This is a genomic window from Capnocytophaga sp. oral taxon 332 str. F0381 (genome assembly GCF_000318275.2).
In the GTDB taxonomy this organism is placed as follows: Bacteria; Bacteroidota; Bacteroidia; order Flavobacteriales; family Flavobacteriaceae; genus Capnocytophaga; species Capnocytophaga bilenii.
The window spans coordinates 1-26096 of the sequence record NZ_KB291309.1 but is presented as its reverse complement, the minus strand read 5'-3'; the positions used below and the strand labels follow the sequence as shown (position 1 = coordinate 26096).

Here is a 26096-nt window from a genome sequence, read left to right as displayed (position 1 = left end):
AAATATCAGTAATAACCTTTTAAAACACTATCAAAATGAAAGTAGAAACAAAGTACAATGCAAAGCAAACCGTCTATTTTATGCACGAAAATAAAATTAAGAGCGGTGAAATCGCAGTAATAAACATTGAAGTAGTTGCTAATGATAATAGCATTAACATTACTTACAAAATCTTTAATTATCAGAATGATACGTTTGCTGAAAGTGAAATTTTCAGCAGCAAAAAAGAACTATTAGACTATTTAGCTAACAATTAAAAAACACATACTAAAATGAAAAATACCGACAAAAAGAACGTTTTTACCCTTGCTTGGCAGTTTGCACGCCAAACAGGGTTATCATTTAGCGAATGCCTCAAAAAAGCGTGGGCAAATATCAAACTCAAAAGCAAAATGAGCACCCAGATAGTACGCTTTTACTTTCAGAAAGTAGACGGCTCAACCCGTGAAGCGTGGGGTACATTACGCCCCGATTTGCTACCTCCTACCCAGCATAACCGCAAAAGCAATGACACCGTACAAGTATACTTCGATACCGAATGCCACGAGTATCGCTGTTTTAAGAAGTTCAACCTTGTGAATATCGCATAAAATCACTATATTTGCACCACGCGCAAAAATGTCAAAAAATTGTCAAACTATCAGCATACACCACCCTTGCAAATACCTTATCTTTGCACAAAAGATTTGCAAGGCGGGTAGTATCACAAAAAAGAATAACAACCATTAAAATATTAATCAATATGGCAAAAAAAATACAATACACCCCCGAAATGAAAAAAGTAATTGACGAGTTAGGGCTTAAAGACGAAAATATAATGTACATTAACATTATTCGTGAACCGCTCGAACGTATCCTAAGTGGTGAAAAAACAGTTGAGTTTAGAGACCTTTCAGACTTTTGGCTCAAAAAAGTTGCCAACTTCAATAGCAAAGGCGAGTATGTAAGCGATAAACCTATCACACACATACTATTTCAAAACGGTATGGACAAACCTCCTCACGCCAAACGAGCCCTTGTTGAAATGAAGTACAATATTGACAAAGAAGAAAAGATTGAGAACCCCGACAGCCCTAAAACTCAATACATACTCAAAGAAGCCGAAAAAGAAGGCTTCGCCCCTGATGATACCTATTTAGCTATCGTACTCGGCAAAGTAGTTTTCAGAGAAAATATATAACTTTTTTCATCTCATACCATAAGCACCGCAAGTCTTCAGTAAGGTTTGCGGTGCTTTTTATTTAGTAACCCATAAAATAATTATATTATGCCAAGAGGTAACATTGTACAACGAAGTGCCGTTTCAACAGCTATCAAAGCTGAAAATAAAGCTATAGCCAATCGCCCCGCTAATTGGACGGCAAGAGAAGCGCAGCGAGCCCACAGACGAGGCAACGCCAAAGCATTAGGGCGTGCAGGTCGTTCAAAAGTTTAAATCATTTGCTTATGTACTACGCCCTGCAGTCCATAAAAGAGCTCGCAACACATACTAACGAGGTGATACTATTCCACTCCGCTACTGGTAAAGATAGCATCGCCTTGTTAGATTTGTGTTACCCACACTTTGCACACATCACCTGCGTATATATGTATATGGTCAAAGACCTCGAACATATCAATAAATACATTCTATACGCAAAGCACAAGTACCCAAACATCACATTCCTGCAAGTACCACATTACGCCCTTTCTCAATATCGCCGAGATGGCATACTCGGTTGTCGCAAAGACCCCACCCAGCGGGTATATCAGCTTTCCAACATTACCGAAATGGTCAAAAAGAATACAGGCATACAATGGGCAATATTTGGCTTTAAGCAGTCTGATAGCCTCAATCGCCGCCTTATGCTCCGCACCTATCGTGATGAAATGTTTGCCGATAGCACTCACAACCTATATCCACTATCAAAGTACAAGAATGCCGATGTAGAAAAGTATATCAAACTCAAAAAACTCATACCGCCCATAAAATATGGCGAAGGGCAAAGTCAAGGTACAAGTGTAGGTAATCTACCTTTCCTACTCTACTGCAAACGCTTTCACCCTGCCGACTATCAGAAAGTAATAAAAGAGTTCCCACAAGCCGAACGAATAGTATTTGAATACGAAACCTATAACCTATAAACAATGAAAGTTAAACAAGCACAATCAATCACCATACAAAGAAGCCAAATCAATTTCGCTTCCTACAATCCCCGCCGCTTATCCGACACCGCAAAAAAGAAACTCAAAGCCAATCTTAAACGTATCGGATTAGCAGGAGGAATTGTTTGGAACGAAACCACTGGCAACCTCGTATCAGGACACCAACGACTTTCTATTATAGACGAAATAGAAAAATACAATCCTGATACCCACGAAAACGATTACCCTATACGTGTGGAAGTCCTACAATTATCAGACAAAGAAGAAAAAGAACAAAACATATTCTTCAACTCTACCACCGCACAAGGTGAATTTGATAACGACCTATTAGCCGCACTAATCCCTGAAATAGATTATGATCTCGCAGGACTTGATGAAGCTGATATAAACGTACTCATTGCCGATGTACCAGTATTTGATATAGCCGACTATAACCAAGCAGTAAAAGACGACTTCCGCAACCTCGAACAAATCACTGATGAAGAACGCCTCGCACGAAAAGAAGCCGTAAAACAAGCCAAACAAGAAACCAAAGACAGATTAGCACAAGAAGTAGCAGGAGACCCATATATCACCCTTTCATTCTATGACTATGAAAGTAAGCTCTATTTTATGGAAGTACTCAAAAACAAAATAGAAGAAGCAAAAATAATCTATTCTGTACACCCCGATGATAAGTATATCAAAGGCGAAATCGTTCAACAAATTATAGAAAATAGTTAGGAATATAACAATATTAACAATATGAAAAAAAAAGTAGGTAGAAAGCAAGAAATAACCGATGAAATGATAAAAAAAGCACTCATCGAAACATCAGGGCAACCCGTAAAAGCCGCTGAAATGTTAGGAGCCGACTATTCCTACATTTACAGAAGGATACGACAAAACCCCGAACTATACGAAATACAAAAAGCCTATCGTTCCCGCACCTTTCAAACAGTAGCCAATATGAGTGTCAATGCCCTTATATACGGCGTAATGCAAGAGCCCGAAACCGATGAAGAAGGCAATATCATTGACGGCAAATTCAAAAAGGTAAAAGTGCCAATGGCTAACCGCTTATCACTTATCCCTACCATTATGCAAACCTTCAAAACCGATGACGGTATAAAAGAGGAAGTATCTGTACAAGGAAGCATCGACATCGCTCAGTGGCTCAAAAGCAATAGCAAAAGTAATGATTAAAACACAGCCCGTATATAACCCCCTATACCTCAATAAAGATAAGTTCATCACTATCCTTTCAGGAGGTCGAGGCAGCGGCAAGTCGTATAATGCCTCTACCTTTTTAGAACGCTTATCTTTTGAGGGCGGGCATAAAATCCTTTTCAGCCGTTATACTATGGTATCAGCCCATAGTTCTATTATCCCAGAGTTTGAGGAAAAGATAGAAGCAGAGGGTACACAAGCGTATTTTAATATTACTAAAACAGCTATCAAAAACACCTTTTCAGGCTCTGAAATACTCTTTAAGGGTATCAAAACATCATCAGGAAACCAAACCGCTAACCTTAAATCATTACACGGCATTACTACCTTCGTAGGTGACGAAATGGAAGAATGGCTATCAGAAGAGGACTATGAGAAACTAATACTATCAATCCGTCAGAAAGGCAAGCAATTACGGGTTATCCTTATTCTGAACCCCTCCAATGCCGAGCATTTCATTTATAAGAAGTACATTGAAAAAACGCACAAGGTGGTAAAGATTGACGGCGTTGAGGTGCAAATATCCACCCACCCCGATGTATTGCATATCCACACCACCTACTTTGATAATGCAGAAAACCTCAATGAGCAGTTTTTTAAACAGATTGACGAAATCAAAGCCCAAAGCCTCGCACAAGCTACCGATGAACAAGGCAATTTCTCTCAATCTATGTTCAACAAAACCAAATACGCTCAAAAAATCATAGGTCGCTGGGCTGATGTATCCGAAGGGGTAATATTCACCGATTGGGAAGAAGGCGAGTTTGACACCTCATTACCTTATGGCTACGGACAAGATTACGGCTTTTCTATTGACCCTGATACCCTCATCAAAGTAGCCGTAGATAATCGCAGAAAAATCATCTATATAGACGAAAAATACTATAACAACAAGCAATTATCCTCTGACGGACTTTACCAGCTCAATAGCACCCTGATAGACAACCCTGACGACCTTATCGTTGCTGATAGTGCCGAACCTCGCCTGATTGCCGACCTAAGAGATAAAGGGCTAAATATAGAACCTTGCGAAAAGGGAGCAGGAAGCGTATCAGCAGGTATAACTACAATGCTCAATTATAAATTAGTGGTAACGCCTCACAGCTTCAACGTGAAGAAAGAGCTGAAAAATTACGCTTGGAACGATAAAAAAGCAGGTATCCCCATAGATAACTACAACCACGCCATAGATGCCATTCGCTATATCACTATGAAGCTGCTAAGCGGTACGAATAACAACTTATATCAACTCGCCTCAATGATTTAGCGGAGATCCTCCGCAGGCAACTCAAAATTAAAAATTTAGATACAATGACACAAGAAGATTTTAAAAAAGGCATTACCACCATAGACATCGCCCCATACCAACGGCAATATGAGGTAAAAAAGCACGATATACTCATCAATAAGCACCGCTACCCCGACCCTGAAATAATGATACAACTTACTGACGAAGTGGGTAATCCTCTTTTAGATAGTCAGAACAAACCACGATTTGAAAAACGTATTCGTTCCCTTAATCGTGTAGCCCTATCCTACCAAAAGCGTATCGTTAGAATTGCCACGATGTTCCAAACCGCTATCCCCTACAAGTACACCGCAGAGGATAGCCCACTTTTTGCTGCCTTTCAGAAGGTCATCAAGGCAAATAAAATGAACTTTTCCGACAGCAAAATATGTACAGAGGTGAAGCGTTACACCCAAGTAGCCGAGTTGTGGTATACGGAAGAAGAGCAGAACGAGAAATATGGTGTGCCTTCTCAATTCCTATTGCGACACAAAATCCTATCCCCTGAAAAATACACCCTATACCCACGCTTTGACGATAATAACAACCTCATATCCTTTGCCGTAGAAAGTACCACCAAAGAAGGCAAAACTGTATTCCAAGCCTTCACCACTGAATTTATATACACCTTCATTACCGAAAATGGGGTTACCACTACCGAAGTGAAAGAAAATATCATCGGCAAAATACCAGTGGTATTGTACCAGCAAGACAATCCCGAATGGGACGATGTACAGCACCTCATCGAAATAGCCGAAGAGCAGCGTACTTATTTTTCTGAAAGTAATAAGAAGTTCGGAGAGCCTATACTAATGATTTCTGGTAAGATAGAAGGTAAAATGTATGGCAATAATATGGGAGGCAAAGTATTCGAGGTAAAAGATGGAGGTAATGTACAATTCGTAGTGCCTCCTAATGCTAATGATAATTTTGATAGAGAAATGACAATGAACCGCCGTGATATTCACGAGTTTACCCATACTCCTGACCTTTCCGATGAGTTCTACGCCGGCAAAGGCAATATGCTCTCAGGTGTAGGGCGCAAACTCGCTTGGCTGCCCGCACACCTCAAAGTAAAAGACAATGAGGCTATATTTATACCAGCCCTACAAAGGCGTATCAATATCATTTTAGCCTTCCTTTCAAAAATGTATCTGCCCTTTGAAAAAGAACTGAAAGATATAGATATTACCCCTATCATCACCCCGTTTGATATTGACGATGATACCGAAATGATACGTACCCTTACAGAAGCCAATGGTGGCAAGCCCCTTATATCACAACGTGAAGCAATGCAGCGTTTCGGCATCACCGACCCCGAAGCCCAATTACAGCAAATCAAAGACGAGGAAAACAGCAACCTCAATGAAGCCGCTATCTAATGAACTACGATGAGCAACATAGAAAGCACCTAATGGCATACCTACAACAAGTAGAACGATTGTTTTACCAGCTTGTAGGTACAGCCGTATTTATAGCCCTCAAAACGGACTATAAGGAACTCATCGCAAGTACACTATTTGCCTTTGCAGCCACCAAGAAAGGAAAATCCTTTGATAAGGAATTAGCCAATTTCAGCAAACAATTAAACCAAATTATAAAGCAAGGTATCACCAACGAATGGGCATTTGCAAACCTTAAACAGGACCACCTACTAAGAGAAGGATTAACCAAGTATCAGAACTTAGAAGCCCTCGAAGCCTTCAAAGTACGAAAGATTAAAGATTTCACAGTCTCTGATAGGGTATGGGACATTGCCAAAAAAGCCCAAACCGAAATAGAACTCGCCTTATCTGTTTCCTTAGAAGAAGGTAAAAGCGCGGCACAGCTAAGTCGTGAAGTACGCAACCTATTGAACAACCCTACCGCCCTATTCCGAAGGGTCAGAGACCAATACGGCAACCTCGTACTAAGCAAGAACGCCCAAAACTATCACCCTGGGCAAGGAGTGTACCGAAGCGCCTACAAAAACGCCTTGCGCCTTACCAGCAACGAAATCAATGTAGCCTATAAGTCCGCCGATTGGTTGCGCATACAGCAAAACCCTGATATTGTAGGCTTCGAGGTACGCCTATCCCCACAGCACAAAGTCTATGATATGTGCGATGAGCTCAAAGGCAAATACCCCAAAACATTCCACTTTCACGGCTGGCACGTAGGCTGCAAGTGCCATATCATCACCCTGCTAAAAACCGATGAAGAGCTTATCAAGGAACTCAAAGCCGATGAAACCCTACCCCCCGAAAGCTCCTCTAATTACGTAGCCGAAGTACCCAACAACTATAAGCAATGGGTAGCTGATAACAAAGACCGCTTCAAGAATTGGAAAACAAAACCCTATTTTATTGAGGAAAATAAAAAATTAATAAAGAAATGAAAATAAATAACATCGACATACAAACTACCTACCAAACCCACTTATTAGACACCAACTACAAGGACCTTCTTTGCTACCCCTCGCTTAAAAAACTACCCTCAAATGAATGGGCAGAGTATTACGGCAAAGAGTACGACACTACCACCCCCGTACTTGATACCCAGCAATACACCCTCACCTTCATCAGCAAGGCAACCCATTACGCCCCCTTCATCACCTTCCTAACGGCACAAACCTACAACGATTTTCATTTTGAAGAGTTAGGCAAAACCTTTCGTTTGCGCTTCGTATCCGCTCAAAAAGCCAAAACCGAAGAAGGCTACATCACTACCGATATTACCCTCGCCAACGACACCCCCCTACAAGGCTACACCTACACCACCCCCAATGCATCGCTACCCCTTTCTGGCTTCACCATAGACGGTACAGACCTGTCCAAATATGGTATATACATTCTTGAAGAAACCCAAAACACCCTCCTGCCCACCTACGAGGTAAAAGAGCACCTCACCACCACCAGCAATACCTTGTCAGGCGTACAATACGCCCAGCACGCTAACACATTCAAAGAGCGCACCCTTACCCTGAATTGCTATATCAGTCAGCCTCTTACTTCCTTTTGGCAACTCTACGAGGCACTGCTATACCAACTCACCAAGCAAGGCGAACGAACCATTAACATTCCCCCCTCTTTCGCAAGGGTAGGGGGAGGACTTAAAGCTATCTACCAAAAAGCAAGCGTAAAGAATGCGCTGCTTGTAGGCAATACCCTCAAAGTAGAATTTACCCTCACCCTTACCCTTGTATAAAAATGTCAAATAATTGTCAAACCTCCTTGCTAATATACTATCAATACTAACGTACCTTTGCCTCACTTGTAATTCAGAGTTATGCAAATCAATTTTAATACAAACCGCCTTGATATACTTCCTACTGATGAAAGTTACCGCTATCGCTCCATTATGGGCGAGCATACCCTCACCCTATACTTTTCATTACCCACTTATACCGAAATCCCCACAGGAGCGTGGTGCGAGTTTCAGGGCGAACGCTACACCCTCAATCAGCCCGCTAAAATCGTAAAACATAACAGCAAGCACTTCGAGTACACCCTCACTATGGACAGCGAGGGCGCAAATCTACGTAATTACAAGTTCCGTAACCCCAACGATAAGACCCTCAAATTCCCTTTCACCGCTTCACCACGCTACCACGTGCAAATCCTTGTCGATTGTCTTAATATGATAGATAGCGGCTGGACGCTCGGAACTACTATCGAAGCCCCCGAAAAACTCATCTCCTACAACCATAACAACTGCCTCGAAGCGTTGGATATGATAGCCAAAGCCTTTGAGACCGAATACGAAATCATAGGCAAAACCATACACCTTCACAAGGTAGAATACTTTAAGGACAATCCCCTACCACTACAATATGGCAAAGGCAAAGGCTTCAAAACAGGCGTAAGTCGCACTACCGAGCAAAGCCGTATCACTCGCCTCTATGTACAAGGGGGCGACCGTAATATCGACCGCTCCAAGTACGGCAATAAAGAACTATTACTGCCCAAATCACAAGAGTACGTATATGAAGGTGTAACCTTCGTTTCAGACGACAAAGGGCTATCTATAAGCATCAAGAACCCCCAACCCCCCTCCTTTGGAGGGGCTGGGGGAGGAGCAGGGGGAGGAATCAACGAACAAAGCCTCGACCTTTCCCATATATACCCCAGTCGCAAAGGCACTATATCCGCCGTTTTTGAAGTCGATAAAGCCAAACACTTCTACGACTTCACCGATACTACCATACCACAAGCCCTCAACTTTTGGGATATGCGCATCAATGGCGAAAAGATGCTTATCTATTTTGAAAGCGGTATGCTTTCAGGGCGCGAGTTTGAAGTACAGAAATACGACCATACCCAAAAACGATTTCAGCTTGTCCCCAAGGAAGAAGACGGCACAACAATGCCCAACGATATATTCAAGCCAGCCGTAGGCGATAAATATTCCGTCTATAATATGCAAATGCCAGCTGCCTATATTTGCGACAATGCCACAAAGTCAGGTGCCAGTTGGGAAATGATGAAAGAAGCCTGCAAATACCTATACGAAAACCGCGCCGACCACTTCACCTTCACCGGCGATTTAGACGGCATTTGGGCAAAAAAACATTGGGTAAATGTAGGCGGACGGCTTAAAATGGGCGCATATATCCACTTCTCCGATACCGAGTTTCAGCGCACCCCCGTAGCCATTCGCATCGTAGGGCTTAAAGAGTATGTCAATAACCCATACAGCCCCCAAATAGAGCTATCCAACAAAGTACAAGGGCAGTCCTTCGCCACCGAAATACGCAAACTCCAAAACCAAGAAGTATATTTCGGCGAACTCAACAAGCGCACCTTATCCGAAACCAAACGCAGCTGGCGCAACGCCTTAGAGACCATTAAGCAGGTAGAAGAAGCCTTTCCTGAATACACCAAGAGCATCATTCCTGTCACCATTCAGACGATGATGGCATTAGTAGGCAACAAGTCAGGGCAATTTGTCTTTGTCAGCAGCAAAGCAACCCCTATCACCGTACCACACAGCCTCTATTTTGATAAAGCAACCAAGCAACTCAACGCAGGCAGCGGTTGGATAAAGCACTACGCATTAGGTACAACCGATATTAAGCCCAATTATTCAGCAGCGGACTATAAATATTGGTACGCACCAGCTTTTGTATCAGGCAGGTTAGACGATAAGGCAAAAACCTATTATCTATATATCAAAGCAAGCAAAGTCGTAGAGACAGCCCAGTTTGTCCTATCCGAAACCAAGATAGATATAGAGCAAGAAGCAGGCTATTACCATTTCCTATATGCCACCGTCAATTCCGAGTACAATGGCGAGCGAGGTATAGCCCAGCTCAACGGCTTTACCGAAATCACCGGCGGACAAATCAAAACAGACAAAATCACATCAGGCAACGGCGAGCAGTTTATCCAGCTATTAGATAAAGAAATCATCATCAAAGCTAACCTACACATCACAGACGGCAACAAAACCGAAATAAAGCAACTCGTTAATCCTGATTTGCTATCATTGGAGAACAGATTAAAACAGTATTCTAACGACCAAACAAGCAATATCCAAGTAGGCGGAAGAAATTTAATCTTGAAAAGTAATAATAAAATTACTAATAATAATTATGCTATTACAAGTTTTCTTTTGTCAGAAGAACCTAAAGAAAATGAACAGGTTACTTTTACTTTAAAAGGAGAATTAGGAGCTGGGAAAAGTGGTTTTAGGTTATATAATAAGAGAGGGTATCAAGAGTTATGTATTTTACAAGATAAAGGGAATGGTATATATCAGCAAACATTTAATTGGAAAAAAGACCCTACAACCCCTTTCTTGGCTGTTATATATGTTTTTCACCAAAATGTAATTGTAAATAGCACCATAGAATGGATAAAACTTGAAAAAGGCAACAAACCCACTGACTGGTCTCCCGCTCCTGAAGATTTAGAAACTCAAATACAAACCGAAAAACAAGCACGTGAACAAGCTATCGCTACCGCAAAAACCGCTACCGAAAATTATGCACGTACCCAGTCCGAACTCACCAAAGCACAAGCCATAGCCGAAGCCAATAAGCAAGCAGGTATAGCCCTAACAGCCGAACAACAAGCACGTATCTTACAACTCCAACAAAACCTACAGCAAGCTAAAACCTTTGCCGAGCAAAAGGTAAATGAATTGCAGGTGGGAGGAAGGAACTATATTGTTGGTTCTAATGTGATGATAAACCACGCATATAATACAACTATGAGTATATCTAATGAACTTATAGCGGCACTTAATGTAAGTAGACTGGTTACTGTATCTGTGTATATTGAATATTCTAAGCTGATAGCATTGGGTAATAGAAGGTTAGGATACGAGTTTGTTATTACTTATACAGATAATTCTAAACAATATGTACACGCTTGGAAATACTTATCAGAAGCAGACTTAGGAGGGAGCTATAAAGGACGTTTTTCATTAATACACGCTCTACATAATGGTAAGACAATTCAGAGCATTGCAAGTACAGGTTTACATATACAATGTACAGCGGAGAATGTTAAATTAGGATTGCCAAAGGTAGAGATAGGCAACAAAGCCACTGATTGGTCACCCGCGCCTGAAGATATTGAAAACAAAGTTGCAGACATTCAAACAGACCTACAAAACGCTATCAACAACGCCAATGCACTCATTGCAGCCGAAAAAAGAAATATTGAAAACTCAAACACACGTATCCAAAACCTTGAAAACAAAACACAAATATTCAGCAACACACAAATAGACGGTAATGTGGTAGCTACTGGTACGCTTATAGTAGGAAATACACAAGGTACAAAGGCAGGTATTACTGGTACGGGAATGACTAATGATAGCATACGCATTTGGGCAGGAGAACCCGATAAAACAAAACCTATAGAAACCCCCAAAGAAGCTGAAGATAGACGCCGTCAATCTGCTTTTTTAGTACTCCAAGACGGCACCCTACACGCTACCAATGCCAATATATCAGGACACGTAGAGGCTACCAGCGGACAAATAGGAAATTTTCATATAAAAAGTGCAAGTGAAACAAAATTAGAAGCCGACGGACTCAAAATAGCATCTGATGGAATAATAAAAGCATTAGGATTTGGAGAAAATAGTCGCACAACACAAGTGCTAATAAATGACCCCGATGTGTTTAAAACATTTGATAAGTCTGCTGTAGATGTATTTTCGTCAGGGTTTGGTATCACTACCCATTCAGCTATGAAATTAGAGAGTAGAGGAGGCGAAAAAAGTACAGCTCTTATACTAAAATCTATGAACGGAGAAGAAAATATAGCCCTCAATATTGAAGAAGGTGATATAATGGTTAAAGGGCAAAAAGGATATACCAACACACACGAAATTAGTAACCACAGAATAACCATAATCAATGGTATAATAACCAATATAGAATATATAGGATAATAATTCAAAACTCAAAAACAATTCAATATTATGCAAATCATTCAAAAAACAACCCACATTACATCACAAGAAGAAGTACAAGGCGTAATCGTGATGTACTCTTACGAATTTGAGAAAGACCAAAACCCTCAATCAATATCTTTCTCTGTACAAAAGAAAGTAGAAGAACAAGGTTACTACCCCTACCTACACGGAAATGTTACTAACCATAGCTTCGATGTTCAAAACAACAGTTTCCAACCCTCAGATATTGAACTCTACAAGCACATTCACGAGACTTGCGCTGCTATTATCAATGGTCAAACCACGAATGATAAAAGCATATCAGAGTAGTAAATTGCTAACTAATCACCAATCAAAAAGGCTATCAGCACCACGCTAATAGCCTTTTTTCTTTCACTTTCTTAAAACCGAAATAACTTATACCGCCAACCTATCCACACCACCAATAGCACAACCACCACCCACCACCATCTTATTACTATTCCTTTCACTTCTTTTGTCTTATAAGCCATCGTTATCGACTCGTTTATCCTTCGCTCTTCCTTAGAGCTTTGTATAACCGTATTAGTAAGAGTAGCCTTCGCCTCTATTAGGCTATTAGAAAGGCTGCTTTTGCCACTTATCCTCACCTTTCCACCTGTTACCCTTATCATCTCACTATCACCGTCCCTAATGCGGTAATACACCAACTCCTTACTATTCCCCTCGCTATCCTTATCACTTTCAAGGGTTACTTCATATTCTTGTAAGGCGTGCGTATCAAGCTGTAAGGTTTGCGCATTGTGCTGAAAAAGAGCCATACTATCCTTGTACTTTATAATACGCTCCTTTTGCACCTGCTTTTGTTCGGTAATGGTTGCCTTGCGAGTTCTACACCCTATGAGGGTAAGAAATGCTAATAATGCAATGATTATTCTATTCATAACTACTTTTCTTGTTTTCTAATTTCTTTTTCGAGCCACATTGTGCCCTCTTCTAATTTTGTAATTACAAGTGATAACTCTCTTGTACGTGGCAACTGCTCTACTTTTGTAAGTAAGCTGTCCAATTCCTTTTTTAATTCTTTAAATTCTGCTGTCATATTCTTCTATTGTTTTGATTAACTTCTTTAAACTATCGGCATAGTTAGGCGCGGTTGCATAGCCCGCTTTGGCTACCTCCTCAGCAAACTTATACGGGTCCGCTTTCACCTCCAACGCCTTAGCGTATCTTTTGTTTTTGAAAAAGAATTGAGCGTGGTCGGTAAAGCATTCCTCAGGCGTGTCATACTTCCTAAACCAGTCCTTCACCCTGTACAACCACTTCCCATTGGTGAGCATCTTCACTGATACCACCAGCGGAAACAAATGCTTCATATTAGGGCTATTCAGCACCTCCGTAGTCAGCAGCAATTGCCGCTTATTCTCAGGCGTGTCAGCCGTAGCCTTCACTCCAAAAAACATATTCCCTGGCACACTCTTAGCCCAGCCCGTTTCCAACGCCGCTTGTGCCAAAATAAAGAGGTGCGAAATCCCCGTTTTGAGCTCCGTTTCCAGCGCAAAACGCTTGTATTGCTTTATAAATTCCTTCGGTGTCATTGTTGTTCGTTGTTAGAGGTTTGAGATGTTTCGGACTGTTCAGCTTGTTCAGATTTTTCATTCATATAATTAGAGATGGTTTTAGCGACTTCCTCTAAATTCTCACGATTGATAAACACTTGCTGAACGACTTGTCCCGCTCGGTCTAACCGCACTTTGTCTTCGGCTTTTTCGCGTATCGATTTGATTTCAATTAGACATAGCACTATTGCCATAAAGAAAGTGATAAAAGGAAATAGCCACAATGAAGTTTGGTAATAGATTTCTAAGTACCAAGAGAGCAAGCCGTACATACTATCCACAATAGTACAAGCTATAAGTATGTTGTAGTATTGCGCCATCTTGCTAATGGTACGCCTATATCCGTATGAGTTACGCGCAATACCCAAACGTTTAGCTTTGCGCACACCACTCCAAAGGTCGGCGAATATCATAAGGAGTACAAGAATGTAGATACCGAGTAGTATCCATAGAATTACAAAAATCTTTTCCATTTACAATAAAATTAAAGGTTTACAACGCAAAATTACCACATTATGCCCCCCCTTTTACGCTCCCCTTCAAAATGTCAAAAAATTGTCAAACCACCCTTACATTACTTAACATTTTACCACCTACTTTTGCAAAAACAAATATTGTACATCTATGTTCTTAGAAAAATTATTACAAGCACTCAAAACCAAGTATGCGCACTTGGGGTTGGACGAAGCTATTTTAAAAGCAATCGCTACCCGATTGGCGAATGCGGTTAAAGAAGAAAGCGAAATTGAAAACGCCGTTAAAGGAGTTGAGGAAGAAGTTAAGCTATTGCAATCAGTAGCCGATAAAGGGCGTACCAGCCTTACAAAGGCAGAGGAGGCTCGCAAAAAATTAGAGAAAGAACTTGAAGAAGAAAGGGCTAAATCTAATCCAAAACCTCAAAACCCACCTACTCCCCCAAAAGAGCCTAAACCTGATGAAATACCAGAGTGGGCAAAAAGCCTCTTGGAAGCTGTTAACAATCAAGGTAAGGCTATTCAAGCCTTTCAAGAAGAGAAGCAACAACAAAGCGCCAAGGAACGTTTCCTAAACCAACTCAAAACGCAGGGGGTATCGGAAACATTCTACAAACACCACTTAGGGCGTACTTTCAAAGACGATGAAGAAATGAATGCCTTTGTCAGCGAACTAAAAGCCGATGAACAAGCGTTTTTGCAAGCACAAACCAATACGCAACTATCATCGCTATCAGGTTCGGTATTAGGAGCAGGAAAAGACAACAATGGCGTTTCTGCCGATGTACAAGCGTATATTAACGATAAATTCAATAAACAGTAAACACTTATGAACGAAGTTAAAATTTCAGACAAAGCAGGTCGCCAAATAGTCGTGTTTGACCAGTTGGATGTTACCTACCCTGGTGGGGTGTATATAGACCCTACTACTGCTAAGGAACGCTTTACCGATGGAGTTATCCCCGCAGGCACGCTCGTAATGCCCGACACTAATGGTACATTCAAGGTTGTAAAAGAAGACCTTTCACAAGCCAATACCGCAGGAGCATTGGGGCTTACCGCTCACGATGTAGTCATTGACGATATGCCACTTGTAGCAGTCGTAATGGCAGGAACAGCACGCAAAGACGCGCTACCCGACAAAGAAAAAGCAGGCGTGGCATTCCTACGCACCGCTTTGCCTCGTATCTCATTCGTTTAATAACTTAAAAATTAAAAGCAGATGAATATCAACGCAAATAACATTATTACCGAGTTCTCTCAGGCTAATATGAATGCTATTATCCAAGCCTACCCATTAGGAGAATTGCGCTACCGCGAATATTTCCCATTGGTGTTCAACCCTTATCTTAGATATTCTAATATCGAAGGGGCTGACGGTGCTAAAATAATGGCGGACATCGTGGCTATTGGCTCAAAAGCACCACGCAAAGGGCGCGAGTTCGTGGAAAACATCAAAGGCGAAATACCAAAAGTAGAAATAGCCCGTGATTTGAACGAAAAAGACCTCCTAACCATTCAGCAACTCCGTTATGCGGTAAATGCGAACCCTACTAATGCGGGTATCAAAAACCAGCTTATTGAAAAGATATACGAAGACCCTCGTTTTTGTATTGACGGTATCAATGCTCGTATGGAGTGGATGGCTAAACAACTTGTATCTACTGGTAAATACAAAACTACCACTACCAATAATGGTGGAGTGGTGAATGTATCGGTAGACTTCAAGGTGAAAACACAAAACGCCCTCAAAAAATGGGCAGATGCGGATGCGAACCCTATGGAGGAAATCGAAAAATACCAAGAGGAAGCCAAAGGCAAAGGGTATAGTTATACCACTATCACTATGAGCCGTGCCACTCTCAATCAGGTATTGAAGAACAAAAACACACGTGCATTTGTGTTAGGTGTTCCTATCAACAACACTACCATTTTGCCTGATGTACGTTTGGAGCAACTCAACGCTGAACTTGCTGAACGTGGATTGCCTATTATCAAAGTATGGGAGTCTTTCATCAGCTTTGAGGGCAAAGACGGAGAAGTAATAGTGGCTAATGGTTGGGAAGAAGGAAATATCCTATTCTCTACATCAGCTCAACTGGGTACTACCCAATATACCACGACTACCGAGTTCACAATGGACTTTGCCGATGTGATGAGCAAATCTATTAAGGATAACTTCATTTTGGTAAATACTTTTGGGCATCAAGACCCTATTTCAGTATCTACCAAAGCCACAGCGTTCGCTACTCCGGTATTGAACGACTCTAAGCGCAAACTCATCATCAAAACGAAGTACTAAGATGACTGCACAAGCGTACATAGATGAAAAACTCAAACTTTGGAACGTAGAATACCCCACAACCCTACTCATTGCAGAAATGCAGCGAGTAGGATTGGGACTTTCTGATGAGTTCAACGAGGAGAACGAACGAAAGACAAAATTGTTTTTCTACAACCTTATTCCTGAACTCTTATTGCGCCCAGTGTCCTTTTCTGAGGGTGGTTTATCTTTCTCTTATGACAAATCGGCTATTACTGCCTTTTACAATTTGCTTTGTAAGCAGCTCGGTAGGGTGAATTTGTTGGAGGAAAAAGCCACCGTAAGAGATATTACCCATTTATTCTGAAATACTGCAAGGAAATGAAAATATACCCGTACCTATTGAAGGTGAAAGCATCGCAAGCCCCTACTATTGATGAAAATGGCATACCTATCTATCCAAGCGACCCTATCGAGTGGCAAGAAATAGGTGTATGTCGTGATGAAATAGCAGGAGCGGGGCAAAAGATAAGCAAAGTAGACGGACAAATATTTGAATGTACTGCTACTGTCTATGCCCCTAAAAATACACCAAAAATAGAAGCGGGTACAACCTTGCAAGTAGTAGATACAGAGGGGAATATTCGCCTTGAAAAGCAAGTAATACGATTTTCAAAAGACCTTTTTCACTGCCGTATATTCGTATGATAACACCACAATTCACCCCAGCAGATATAGAACGTATGCTTCAAGAAAAGATAGCCAAATACGAAGAGAAAATAGTACGTATCCTTCGTATTGTAGGTGAAAAGTGTATCAATGAAGCTCGTGAGCACGGAAGCTATCAGGACCAAACGGGCAATCTCCGTTCGTCTATTGGGTATATTGTCTTAAAAGACGGCAAACCCATTGAAAAAGGAGGTTTTAAACTTACTAAGTCAGGTGGCAACGGACAAAAAGAGGGTGAAGCATTCATCAATAAAGTAATATCTCAATACCCAAAAGGTTTTGTACTGGTAGTAGTAGCAGGAATGAAGTACGCCGCTTATGTAGAAGCACGCAATTACAATGTACTCTCATCAGCTGAATTATTAGCCGAAAAAGAAGTGCCAAAACTCCTAAACGCATTATCGCAATGAAAAAAACAGCCTCGCAAATAGAAGCCGATATTTACAAGTACTTTAAGGATAAGATAAATCCCCTTATCAATGGGCAAACCTATCGTAGTGGTGTGCGTCCGTTGAACTCACAAAAAGAGGATTGTGTAATAGCATTCCTTACTGGTTTAGATGGTCAATATCAAACGGGGGTGATTAACATCAATATTTTTGTCCCTACGGTCAAAAATAACGATAATCAGTATAGTAAAAACTTTGTACGTTGTGAAGCTATCGAGGGTGCTTTAATGCCTATCATTGAAGAAGCTAAAACTGCCTTGCATAATTACAAGTTACAACTTCATCAGCTTATACAAACCTTTGAGGACACGGATATTAAGCAGTTTTTCATCAACGCAAAAGTAAAATTCAGATATAACACATTTAACGGGTAGCACCCGTAGGCAATTAATCATTAACATTTAATCATTGTATTATGGCATTCGTAGATAATAACGCCACCGCTTGGGGCGAAATAGAATTTAAATTTGGAGCACCAGGAGCAGGAGGTGCAATGGGTACTGTACTAAAAACGTTAGGTATCGTCAAAGAAGATAGTTTTTCTTTTGAGACGGAGGACGGCAAAGAACTCAAATGGACAGCCATTGGTGGTAAAATCATCGACCAAATGAAAAGCGAACCTACCCTGAAAGCAAAATGTACCGTTAAAAACCTTAACAAGGCATTGCTTTCTGAAATTTGGGATGTAGAAGAGTCAGGCGACAAACTCATCATCAAGTCTTTTGTTTCTACCAAGAAGTTCTCTTTTTCTATTGTTCCAAAAGTGTCAGGAGCAGAAAAAGTTGATATGTTCTACTGCTCAATAAGTGGTAAGCTCAACTATACAGCAGATAGTGGCTACAATGTAGATGTAGAAATCACTATCCTCAATGGTGGTAAAGGATTTTTATCAATCGAAAAAGTAGCATAACCTATGGAAGAACAAGTAGCACAAACCCTACTTGAAGAACCTACAACGGTAACCATTGGGGGCGAAGCGTACCAAGTCGCTCCGCCCTCTATTTTTACCCTCGTAAGGGCTTCAAAGTACATCAGCAAAATACCTACCGACACTATTAGTGAGGGGAATATATTAGGCTCAATCATACACAATGCCGAAGAATATGAGAATATAGCGTGGGCTATATCAGTAATCCTATTAGGCAAAGATTTTACTCAAATAGTTACCTATCCTAAATGGCAGTTTTGGCGCAAAAAGAAGAATGTAACCAAAGGCGAATTGCTGGCAAAAAAACTCATTAATACCCCCATTACCGAAGTATCAGCCGCCTTCTTTAAAGTGTTAGGACAAATAGATATACGCGCTTTTTTCGTCATTACCACTTCCCTCAAAGGAATGATGATAACCAAACCAACGAAGGAAGTGGAGAACCAAACGACAGCATCTGGGGACTTGTAGGCTCATTCGCCAAACAGTACGGGCTCACCTTCAACTACGTGCTAAAAGAAATAAGCTATGCCAATGTAATGCTTTACAGTGCCGTTATCCCCTCTTATGACTATGACAAGGATACTAAAAAAGCCCCACAGAAATCAGAAAAACGCACCTCCTATGCCGATTTTCTCAAAGGAATAAAACAATTCACCCAATAACCTATCTAATATGCAACCACAAGACGGAGCCCTATTATTCCAAGTAAGAGCCGACCAATCACAGATACAAAAAGATGTAGAGGCTATCAAAAAACAATTCGAGCAAATGACACGCAAAGCCGTTGAAGAGGGCAAAAAGCAAGCCGATGTATGGCAAACCCTCCTCAAAGGTGCAACCGCCTATTTCACCCTGCAAGGCGCGCAATCCTTCATTAGCCAAATGATAGCCGTACGCTCCGAATTTCAGCAGCTCGAAATATCTTTTGGGACGATGCTCAAAAGCAAGGAAAAAGCCAACGAACTAATGGCACAACTCACCGACCTTGCTGCTAAAACCCCCTTCGGATTGCAAGAAGTATCCGAAGGAGCAAAACGATTGCTCGCCTTCCAAGTACCTGCACAAGAGGTAACCGAAACCCTTCGCCGTATGGGTGATGTCGCCGCAGGGCTCGGTGTCCCTATGGGGCAACTCATTCACGTATACGGGCAAGTCAAAGCACAAGGAAAGCTAATGACCAACGACCTATACCAGTTTATGAATGCCGGTATTCCTATCATTGCCGAACTAAGCAAAGTCGTAGGCAAGAGCGAAACCGAAATCAAAGATATGGTATCAGCGGGCAAAATAGGTTTCCCTGAAATACAAGCCGTTATCAAGAATATGACCAACGAAGGCGGCTTGTTCTATAACCTAATGGCAGAGCAAAGCAAATCATTAGGCGGACAAATATCCAACCTGCAAGACAATTTCGACCAAATGCTCAACGAAATAGGCAAAGCCAGCGAGGGGGTCGTATCAGGAGCCATTAGCGGAGTAGCCTATTTAGTAGAAAACTACCAAACACTCGGCAAAATCATCGCAGGGCTCATCACCACCTACGGAGCATACAGAGCCGCCGTTATCGTCAATAATACCCTCGTAGCCCTCAGCACCCAGCTTACTAATGGCTGGACAGTAGCACAACTCGCCCAATACAGAGGGCTTTTGCTGTTAGAGAAAGCCCAAAAACTCCTCAATGCCACTATGCTCTCCAACCCCTACGTATTTATGGCAACAGCAGTAGCCGCATTAGCCGCAGCAATGTTCGTCCTTACCGATAGAACTTCATCTGCCGAAAAAGCCCAAAAACGCCTCAACGAAGAAAGAGAAATCGCTATGGCTAAGGAGCAAGAACACAAACAGCATATCGAAGAACTTATCGATACCGCTACCAACCAATACCTCGCCGATACCGATAGGCGCAAAGCCCTTACAGAACTTGCGGGTGCTTATCCCCAAATATTCGCAAAATACGATATAGAAAGCATCAAACTTGCCGATATACTCAAACTCAAAAAAGAAATAGCCGAGTTTGACGCCAACAAAGCACGCGGGCAACGCCAAACCGACTATTCCAAGAATAAAGAATACGCCAAAATACTGTACGATATAGGCACAAAACAAGGCAGCAAAGGCTTTGACGAAATAGCCAAAGGTTCAGACCTCGACAGAGTAATTACAGAGAAATTCGGCAACCACTGGCGCACCTTTGGGAATTATAGCGAAATATACGCCTACTTCAATGAAAAGCAAAAAAACGCCAAAAAAGAACTAAAAAGCGATGCCCTTAGCGATTGGACAGCCAACCTTAAAAACCAATCTGAAACCGAACTCCAAAAACAATTAGAGCAGCGCAAACGCCTCATTGCCGACCTGCAAAAACAAGAAAAAGAAGGCAAAAAATGGGCTTCACACGGTGTAAAGTTTGGCGAGGAGTGGTACGCCTTCAATAAAGAAGAACTACAATCACAAGCACAAGCCCTACAAGCACAATTAGACCACCTTCACGAAAAAACATATAGCTATACCGACCTTTCAAAGAAGTATGCAGCAGCCGTAAAAAACGCTGAAAAAGCCCTCGCTGATATTACCAACAACAAGGCAGGATACAAAACCGAAACAGACTATCAGAAAGCCGTTTCCGAAGCAAAGGAAAATCTCAAACAAGCCAAAAAGGTGTATGACGACTTCACCGTAAAGCCGTCTAAAACCAAAAAGGAGAAAACAAAAACAGAGTTCGACACCGAAAAAGCCAACAGAGACCACCAGCGACAAATCCAAGACGACCTTTTTAGGCAAGAAGAAGCCCGCATCAAGATAATGCAAGATGGGGCTGAAAAACGCCTTGCTATCATACAATTAGAGTACGACAAGCAAGAAGAAGAGATAAGGAGGCGTTCGCAAGACCAGTTAGCCGCTTTCATTGAGAACGAAAAGCAAAAAGCCGCAGCAGCGGGCAAATGGAAAAAAGGGCAGGACTTCGACACCAATACCGAAGCCATCAATGCCGAAAAAGACCGCCTTGCCGAAAACGAAAAGACACTTTTAGCCTCCAATGCCGATTACCAACGCTTTCAACAGGAACAAGTCTATAAAGAGCTGTTAGAAAAGTACCAGACTTACACCGACCAGCGCAAAGCCATTGAAGAAAAATACAATGCCGATATAGCAGCCCTACAAGCCAAATTAGGGGCAGACGCTCCACAAGTGAAGAAAGCACAAGACGAAAAGGCACGTGAGCTTAAAAAGTTGGATATACTCTACAAAAAAGAAGGCACAGCCATTGCAAAACTCTTTGAGAACCTACGCAAAAAGACCGTCAAGGAAATACGCCAAACCATTACAGACGCCGAAGCCGAGATTGATGCCTTAGCAAGCAACCTCGATATGAGCGACAATGCCAATGTAGAGTTTATTAAAAACCTCCGTCAGCAGTTAGAACAAACAAAAGACACCGCCGACCGTAGCGACACTACCTTTGGCAAGCTCGGCACAAATATTAAGAAGCTATTCCACGCCAAACCCAATACAGCCGAGTGGCAAGAAGCCTTCAATGGTATGCTATCATCAGCTCAATCTATTACAGGCGAGTTTGCCCAATTAGGACAAGAATTTGAAAAACTCGGACAAAGCTCAGGCAACGAAAGCCTGAAGCGTATAGGGCAAACAATGCAAAATGTAGGTAATGTGCTTAATCGTACATTGTCTATGGCGCAAATAGGAGGGTCTGTAGGAGGAGGCTGGGGAGCGGCAATTGGAGCAGTTGTAGGGTTAGTTACATCAGGGTTTGAAAATGCAGCCAAAGCACGTATGGAGCACGAAAAGAAGTTGCAAGAAATAGCCAACTCTAAGATAAATCAGCAAAGCGAGTACAATCGACTTTTGTACGAAGAGCGAATGCTACACAAGGAGAATACTTCTGTATTTGGAACAAAAGAAGTGGCTACCGCTCTTGGCTATCTAAAAGAGTATAAAACCCAGTGGGACTCCTTACAAAAAGACATCACAAGCGGTCTTACCAAAGAAAGAAGAGACTATCTAAAGAAAAATTCTAATATTTTTGCCAATGGGTATTTAAATTTTTTAGAATTAGCATCAAAACAAAGCAAACTTGAAAAGATAAGGATAGCAGACGGCAGCTATACCACTGGGGCTTTGTGGTGGAAAGAATCGCATACTGTTTGGAAAAGTGTTGTAGATGTTTATCCTGAATTGATAAAAGCCAATGGTGAATTTAATGCCGAATTAGCTAAAAGTATTGTAAATAATAGGGAATTTGGAGACAGCGGGAAACAAGCCTTACAAGATATTATTGACAGTTACGAACGAGCGCAAGAAGCTCAAAAGAAGTTTGAGGATTACCTACAGAGTACCTTTGGAGAACTCGGCAAGGACATTACTAATAGCGTATATACAGCATTACAGAAGGGAGAAGACGCCTTTGAAAGTTTTGCCAAATCAGTAGGAAATATAATAGGCAAATTAGGGAAGCAGATGGTGTATGAGCTATATGTAGCAGATGCTTTCAAAGATTTGCAAGCGAAGCTACTTCAGGCAGGTAAAGATAGCAAGGGTAATAGCGAAGGTTTTGCGCGCCAATCATCTCAACTTGTAGGCGATTTTGGCAATGCGATGAAAGGCAAAATAGGTGAAATGCAAGAGTTTTTGAAGAAGTGGAATGCTATGAGCAGCGGTTTAGGTTTTGACTTCCTTAATGAGCAACGCAAGGCTACAGAAAAAGGATATATGCGAATGAGCCAAGACACAGGAGACGAATTGTTAGGGCAAGACAGATTGCAAACAGAGTTACTGAAACAGACCAAAGACGGCATACTACAAGCTATTGAGTACTATAAAGGGTTTACAAATTCATTTGAAACGCTCAAAAGCAACTTAGCCCAGCAGTTACAGCACCTTGCAGGAATTGAGACAAATACCTACCAATTACACGAAATGAAAAAGGATATAGCAGGAATGAAACGTGGTATAGATGAACTTACTACTAAAGGTATTAAACTGAAGTCATAAAAAAAGCCCTCACAACGAGGGCTTTTTTACTATCTCCTATCGCTTCTGGCTTCTTTAAAATAAATTTTATCATTATAGGAAAACTTCCATTTATATATAAATGTATATTCTCTACCTATAGGAATTGGATTAGTGAAATATTCCACTTTTTCTTCAAAAGTATTGTAATCAATGGTAGTTAAAGATGTGTTGGTAATAGCTTCTATTATTTCTACAGAATGAACTTTTATTTTTAATCCTGTTTCGTTATGAAAATAACAATACATTGTTTTTGTGGGTGTATTACTACCTAATGAGTATCCTGTAGAAGTTTCAAGTCTTACATTGTCTATTAAGTAGTCATCTAATATTTTTACTGATTTTACTTTTAGTTCTAAGTATTTACCATTAGCAAGAGTTCCTTTTATTGTAACTTCACTTTCAATAGGTTTTTTAGCAATAAGAACCCCGTCTTTTACTTCTGCATATTCAGCATTAGAAGATGTCCATATAACATTTTTATCTTTGGCATTTTGAGGCTCAAAAACAACATTTAAAGAAACTCTTTGATTTTCGTATAGTTTAATATTAGAATATTCTATATGATTGTCTCCTCCTAAATTTTTACTATATTGAAATTCTAACCACCCTTTTGGATAATCCTTTAACTTTATAACATCTACTTCTATATCTTTTACTATAACACGGCAAGAAGATTTTAACTTTCCAATAGTAGCTGTAATCGTACAAATTCCTGATTTTAAACCTGTCAGTTCGCCTCTTTCAACAATAGCTATATTTTTATCACTTGTTGTCCATTCTATATTTTCAGTGGCGTTTGTAGGTGTAATACTATATTGTATGAGTTTAACATTTCCTACAGTAATAGACAACTCATTAGGTAGTGATATGCTTTGAGCCTCTACATCACTAACAATGATAGGAATTTTTTTAGTTATATCTTTTTGAGAATTTGAAGCTATAATTAGTAGATTTGTAGTACCTTTTATTACTCCAAATACACGATATTTGTTATATTTATCTGTAACACGAGCTATTCTATCATCTTCAATTTCAACTCTTTTTATATACCATTTAGGCTCATTTGACTTGATAGTAATATCCTCAGGAACTCCAATTTTGACAGATATTGGGTTATTAGATACAATAATTTCAGGTAATCTTTCTTCGTCTTTGTCGTTCTTTGAACAACTTGCAATAGCAAGCACCGCTATTAGTAATAATACAATTCTTTTCATTGGTTATTGGTGTTTTTAAATTATTTTCCAAATAGTTTATTCATTACATCGGCTTGTTCCTTTTGGAAAAAGTCCCTCAGATAATGTTCAGTAGTTGATAGCTTAGTATGTCCCAGCAGTTTAGAGATGTGAAACAAATCTACTTCGTTTTTTACTGCATAACTCGCAAAGGAGTGTTTGGCTATATGCATTGAAACGTGCTTAGTGATACCTATATGCTCGGCAAGTATCTTTATAGCCCTATTTACCTTATTATTGGCTATAAAAATTGTATATTCTATCCCCTCAATGTCTTTATCCTTACACTTATCAAGAACAGGAAATACATACTTTTTATTAGTTTTGTATTTCTGTAATATGGCAGACAATTTAGGGGTAATAGGAATGTATCGTGTTGCCCCAGCCCTTTTTTCAGATTTACCCATTGTATAAACGATTTCGGTATCGGTTACATTTTCCCATTTCAGCTTACATACATCACTAAAACGCATTCCTGCGGTATAAAATGAAAAAAGAAACATATCACGAGCTAAAACCATTGATTTGAAGCGTGGGGCTATATCATACTGCTCAAAAAGGGTTATTTCCTCAATAGTTAGGCTTTCCTTTTTGGTATTCACAGTCCTAATTTCATACCCTTTGAGGGGGTTTTTCTCAATAAGTCCCAGTTTTACGGCTTTATTGAGAATTGCGTTTAAGCACTTAAAATTAGAGGCTATGGTATTAGGTTTATTGCCACGTTTCATTAGCCACAGCTCATAGTCTTTTGCCCATAGGGGGGATATATCAGTAAAACTAAGATAAGAGGAAAAAGTACGTAGTTTATCAAGGTAACTCTGATATGTTTTAGCCGTTCTTATAGCTTCTTTCATTCTTGTCTCATCAATTATAGACTGGTAAAAGTCTAACATTGAAGAACTATCGTACTTTTTGCTATTTTTATAGATTTGCAGCAGTCGTTTTGCTGATACACCCTCATTTTTGTAATAGAGCATTTTCACCTCATTAAGGAGTGCATTTAGCGAGGCGTTAAGCTGTTCCTCAAGTGTGTTTTTTTTCACTTGCTGCTTTTTTTCGTCCCATTGAGTTTTGAGTACCGAAACGCCAGTATCTAAATACTGAATATCCTTAGAAGAGGTGAAGAAGCGCAAGCGCACTGCCTGTGTGCCATTTTGCTTTTTATAGTCTCTTAATTGGAATTGAAAGTTCATAGGCTTATATTATCATTGGTTCAATATTGGTTCATAAATCTTCAAAAAATAATCATCAATAACCACCTATGAACATTTTGTAATTCCTTGTAAATCTGATATAGACACCTAATTTACTGATATTTAGGCTTCGCTTTCCTTCATAGTGTGACAAACTAGCAGA

The 26096-nt window shown here is 40.6% G+C and carries 30 protein-coding genes; 24 read left to right on the top strand and 6 right to left on the bottom strand.

Annotated elements, in window-relative coordinates:
* Nucleotides 1-35: 35 nt before the first annotated feature.
* The 13 genes from HMPREF9075_RS06045 (at nt 36) to HMPREF9075_RS05990 (ending at nt 12361) form a co-directional block, all read left to right on the top strand.
* Nucleotides 36-257 carry a hypothetical protein gene (locus tag HMPREF9075_RS06045; RefSeq protein ID WP_009415607.1) on the top strand — a complete coding sequence of 74 codons (222 nt, stop codon included), beginning with the start codon at nt 36-38 and terminating at the stop codon, nt 255-257.
* A 15-nt stretch (nt 258-272) separates the two neighbouring features.
* Nucleotides 273-590, top strand: a complete 318-nt coding sequence (locus tag HMPREF9075_RS06040; protein ID WP_009415606.1) for an SH3 beta-barrel fold-containing protein — start codon at nt 273-275, stop codon at nt 588-590.
* A gap of 152 nt (nt 591-742) precedes the next feature.
* Nucleotides 743-1180, top strand: a complete 438-nt coding sequence (locus tag HMPREF9075_RS06035) for a hypothetical protein (RefSeq protein WP_009415605.1) — start codon at nt 743-745, stop codon at nt 1178-1180.
* A gap of 87 nt (nt 1181-1267) precedes the next feature.
* Entirely contained in the window at nt 1268-1435 is a 168-nt protein-coding gene (locus HMPREF9075_RS13185) for a hypothetical protein (protein ID WP_009415604.1), read from the top strand.
* A gap of 11 nt (nt 1436-1446) precedes the next feature.
* The gene (locus HMPREF9075_RS06030) at nt 1447-2124 is read left to right on the top strand and encodes a phosphoadenosine phosphosulfate reductase family protein (protein WP_009415603.1); all 678 of its coding nucleotides are present in this window, start codon (nt 1447-1449) and stop codon (nt 2122-2124) included.
* 3 nt (nt 2125-2127) lie between these two features.
* Nucleotides 2128-2868 carry a hypothetical protein gene (locus tag HMPREF9075_RS06025; RefSeq protein ID WP_009415602.1) on the top strand — a complete coding sequence of 247 codons (741 nt, stop codon included), beginning with the start codon at nt 2128-2130 and terminating at the stop codon, nt 2866-2868.
* 21 nt (nt 2869-2889) lie between these two features.
* A complete protein-coding gene (locus HMPREF9075_RS06020) occupies nt 2890-3330 on the top strand; it encodes a hypothetical protein (protein ID WP_009415601.1) in 441 nt (146 codons plus the stop codon).
* Nucleotides 3323-4621: a PBSX family phage terminase large subunit gene (locus HMPREF9075_RS06015; protein ID WP_009415600.1), complete on the top strand. Its 1299-nt coding sequence runs from the start codon at nt 3323-3325 to the stop codon at nt 4619-4621. Before HMPREF9075_RS06020 ends, HMPREF9075_RS06015 begins: the two co-directional genes overlap by 8 nt.
* 44 nt (nt 4622-4665) lie before the next feature.
* On the top strand, nt 4666-6024 hold the full coding sequence (locus HMPREF9075_RS06010; protein WP_009415599.1) for a phage portal protein: 1359 nt from the start codon (nt 4666-4668) through the stop codon (nt 6022-6024).
* A complete protein-coding gene (locus HMPREF9075_RS06005) occupies nt 6024-7019 on the top strand; it encodes a hypothetical protein (protein ID WP_009415598.1) in 996 nt (331 codons plus the stop codon). The genes HMPREF9075_RS06010 and HMPREF9075_RS06005 overlap by 1 nt, the downstream gene beginning before the upstream one ends.
* The gene (locus HMPREF9075_RS06000) at nt 7016-7828 is read left to right on the top strand and encodes a hypothetical protein (RefSeq protein WP_009415597.1); all 813 of its coding nucleotides are present in this window, start codon (nt 7016-7018) and stop codon (nt 7826-7828) included. The genes HMPREF9075_RS06005 and HMPREF9075_RS06000 overlap by 4 nt, the downstream gene beginning before the upstream one ends.
* Nucleotides 7829-7909: 81 nt before the next feature.
* Nucleotides 7910-12028, top strand: coding sequence for a hypothetical protein (locus tag HMPREF9075_RS13840; RefSeq protein ID WP_232305070.1), 4119 nt, complete (start codon nt 7910-7912; stop codon nt 12026-12028).
* Between the two features lie 30 nt (nt 12029-12058).
* A complete protein-coding gene (locus HMPREF9075_RS05990; protein ID WP_009415595.1) occupies nt 12059-12361 on the top strand; it encodes a hypothetical protein in 303 nt (100 codons plus the stop codon).
* A 71-nt stretch (nt 12362-12432) separates the two neighbouring features.
* Here HMPREF9075_RS05990 and HMPREF9075_RS05985 read toward each other — a convergent pair whose 3' ends face one another.
* Genes HMPREF9075_RS05985 through HMPREF9075_RS05975 form a run of 4 tightly spaced genes read right to left on the bottom strand, consistent with a single transcriptional unit; the run spans nt 12433 to nt 14102 of the window.
* Entirely contained in the window at nt 12433-12954 is a 522-nt protein-coding gene (locus HMPREF9075_RS05985; protein ID WP_009415594.1) for a hypothetical protein, read from the bottom strand.
* Nucleotides 12955-12956: 2 nt separating this feature from the next.
* On the bottom strand, nt 12957-13112 hold the full coding sequence (locus tag HMPREF9075_RS13500) for a hypothetical protein (RefSeq protein ID WP_009415593.1): 156 nt from the start codon (nt 13110-13112) through the stop codon (nt 12957-12959).
* Nucleotides 13096-13608: a glycoside hydrolase family 73 protein gene (locus tag HMPREF9075_RS05980; RefSeq protein ID WP_009415592.1), complete on the bottom strand. Its 513-nt coding sequence runs from the start codon at nt 13606-13608 to the stop codon at nt 13096-13098. Before HMPREF9075_RS05980 ends, HMPREF9075_RS13500 begins: the two co-directional genes overlap by 17 nt.
* The gene (locus tag HMPREF9075_RS05975; RefSeq protein ID WP_009415591.1) at nt 13605-14102 is read right to left on the bottom strand and encodes a phage holin family protein; all 498 of its coding nucleotides are present in this window, start codon (nt 14100-14102) and stop codon (nt 13605-13607) included. Before HMPREF9075_RS05975 ends, HMPREF9075_RS05980 begins: the two co-directional genes overlap by 4 nt.
* Nucleotides 14103-14253: 151 nt before the next feature.
* On the opposite strand from HMPREF9075_RS05975, the gene HMPREF9075_RS05970 reads away from it, so the two are divergent.
* The 11 genes from HMPREF9075_RS05970 to HMPREF9075_RS05925 are packed head-to-tail and all read left to right on the top strand — an operon-like array spanning nt 14254 to nt 23484.
* Nucleotides 14254-14925 carry a hypothetical protein gene (locus HMPREF9075_RS05970; protein WP_009415590.1) on the top strand — a complete coding sequence of 224 codons (672 nt, stop codon included), beginning with the start codon at nt 14254-14256 and terminating at the stop codon, nt 14923-14925.
* Between the two features lie 6 nt (nt 14926-14931).
* On the top strand, nt 14932-15303 hold the full coding sequence (locus tag HMPREF9075_RS05965; protein ID WP_009415589.1) for a hypothetical protein: 372 nt from the start codon (nt 14932-14934) through the stop codon (nt 15301-15303).
* A gap of 21 nt (nt 15304-15324) precedes the next feature.
* On the top strand, nt 15325-16404 hold the full coding sequence (locus tag HMPREF9075_RS05960; protein ID WP_009415588.1) for a major capsid protein: 1080 nt from the start codon (nt 15325-15327) through the stop codon (nt 16402-16404).
* 1 nt (nt 16405) lies between these two features.
* The gene (locus HMPREF9075_RS05955) at nt 16406-16732 is read left to right on the top strand and encodes a DUF6706 family protein (protein ID WP_009415587.1); all 327 of its coding nucleotides are present in this window, start codon (nt 16406-16408) and stop codon (nt 16730-16732) included.
* Nucleotides 16733-16746: 14 nt separating this feature from the next.
* Nucleotides 16747-17073 (top strand): hypothetical protein, encoded by a 327-nt coding sequence (locus HMPREF9075_RS05950; protein ID WP_009415586.1) that lies wholly within the window; start codon nt 16747-16749, stop codon nt 17071-17073.
* Nucleotides 17070-17504 carry a hypothetical protein gene (locus tag HMPREF9075_RS05945; protein ID WP_009415585.1) on the top strand — a complete coding sequence of 145 codons (435 nt, stop codon included), beginning with the start codon at nt 17070-17072 and terminating at the stop codon, nt 17502-17504. Before HMPREF9075_RS05950 ends, HMPREF9075_RS05945 begins: the two co-directional genes overlap by 4 nt.
* Entirely contained in the window at nt 17501-17917 is a 417-nt protein-coding gene (locus tag HMPREF9075_RS05940) for a hypothetical protein (RefSeq protein WP_009415584.1), read from the top strand. Before HMPREF9075_RS05945 ends, HMPREF9075_RS05940 begins: the two co-directional genes overlap by 4 nt.
* A 41-nt stretch (nt 17918-17958) precedes the next feature.
* Nucleotides 17959-18453 carry a hypothetical protein gene (locus HMPREF9075_RS05935; protein WP_009415583.1) on the top strand — a complete coding sequence of 165 codons (495 nt, stop codon included), beginning with the start codon at nt 17959-17961 and terminating at the stop codon, nt 18451-18453.
* 3 nt (nt 18454-18456) lie between these two features.
* Entirely contained in the window at nt 18457-18942 is a 486-nt protein-coding gene (locus tag HMPREF9075_RS05930) for a hypothetical protein (protein ID WP_009415582.1), read from the top strand.
* A 38-nt stretch (nt 18943-18980) separates the two neighbouring features.
* Nucleotides 18981-19136 (top strand): hypothetical protein, encoded by a 156-nt coding sequence (locus HMPREF9075_RS13175; RefSeq protein WP_009415581.1) that lies wholly within the window; start codon nt 18981-18983, stop codon nt 19134-19136.
* Nucleotides 19137-19146: 10 nt separating this feature from the next.
* On the top strand, nt 19147-23484 hold the full coding sequence (locus tag HMPREF9075_RS05925; protein ID WP_009415580.1) for a tape measure protein: 4338 nt from the start codon (nt 19147-19149) through the stop codon (nt 23482-23484).
* 29 nt (nt 23485-23513) lie between these two features.
* Here HMPREF9075_RS05925 and HMPREF9075_RS05920 read toward each other — a convergent pair whose 3' ends face one another.
* On the bottom strand, nt 23514-24722 hold the full coding sequence (locus tag HMPREF9075_RS05920) for an Ig-like domain-containing protein (protein ID WP_009415579.1): 1209 nt from the start codon (nt 24720-24722) through the stop codon (nt 23514-23516).
* A gap of 20 nt (nt 24723-24742) precedes the next feature.
* Nucleotides 24743-25933 carry a site-specific integrase gene (locus HMPREF9075_RS05915; RefSeq protein WP_009415578.1) on the bottom strand — a complete coding sequence of 397 codons (1191 nt, stop codon included), beginning with the start codon at nt 25931-25933 and terminating at the stop codon, nt 24743-24745.
* Nucleotides 25934-26096: the final 163 nt, after the last annotated feature.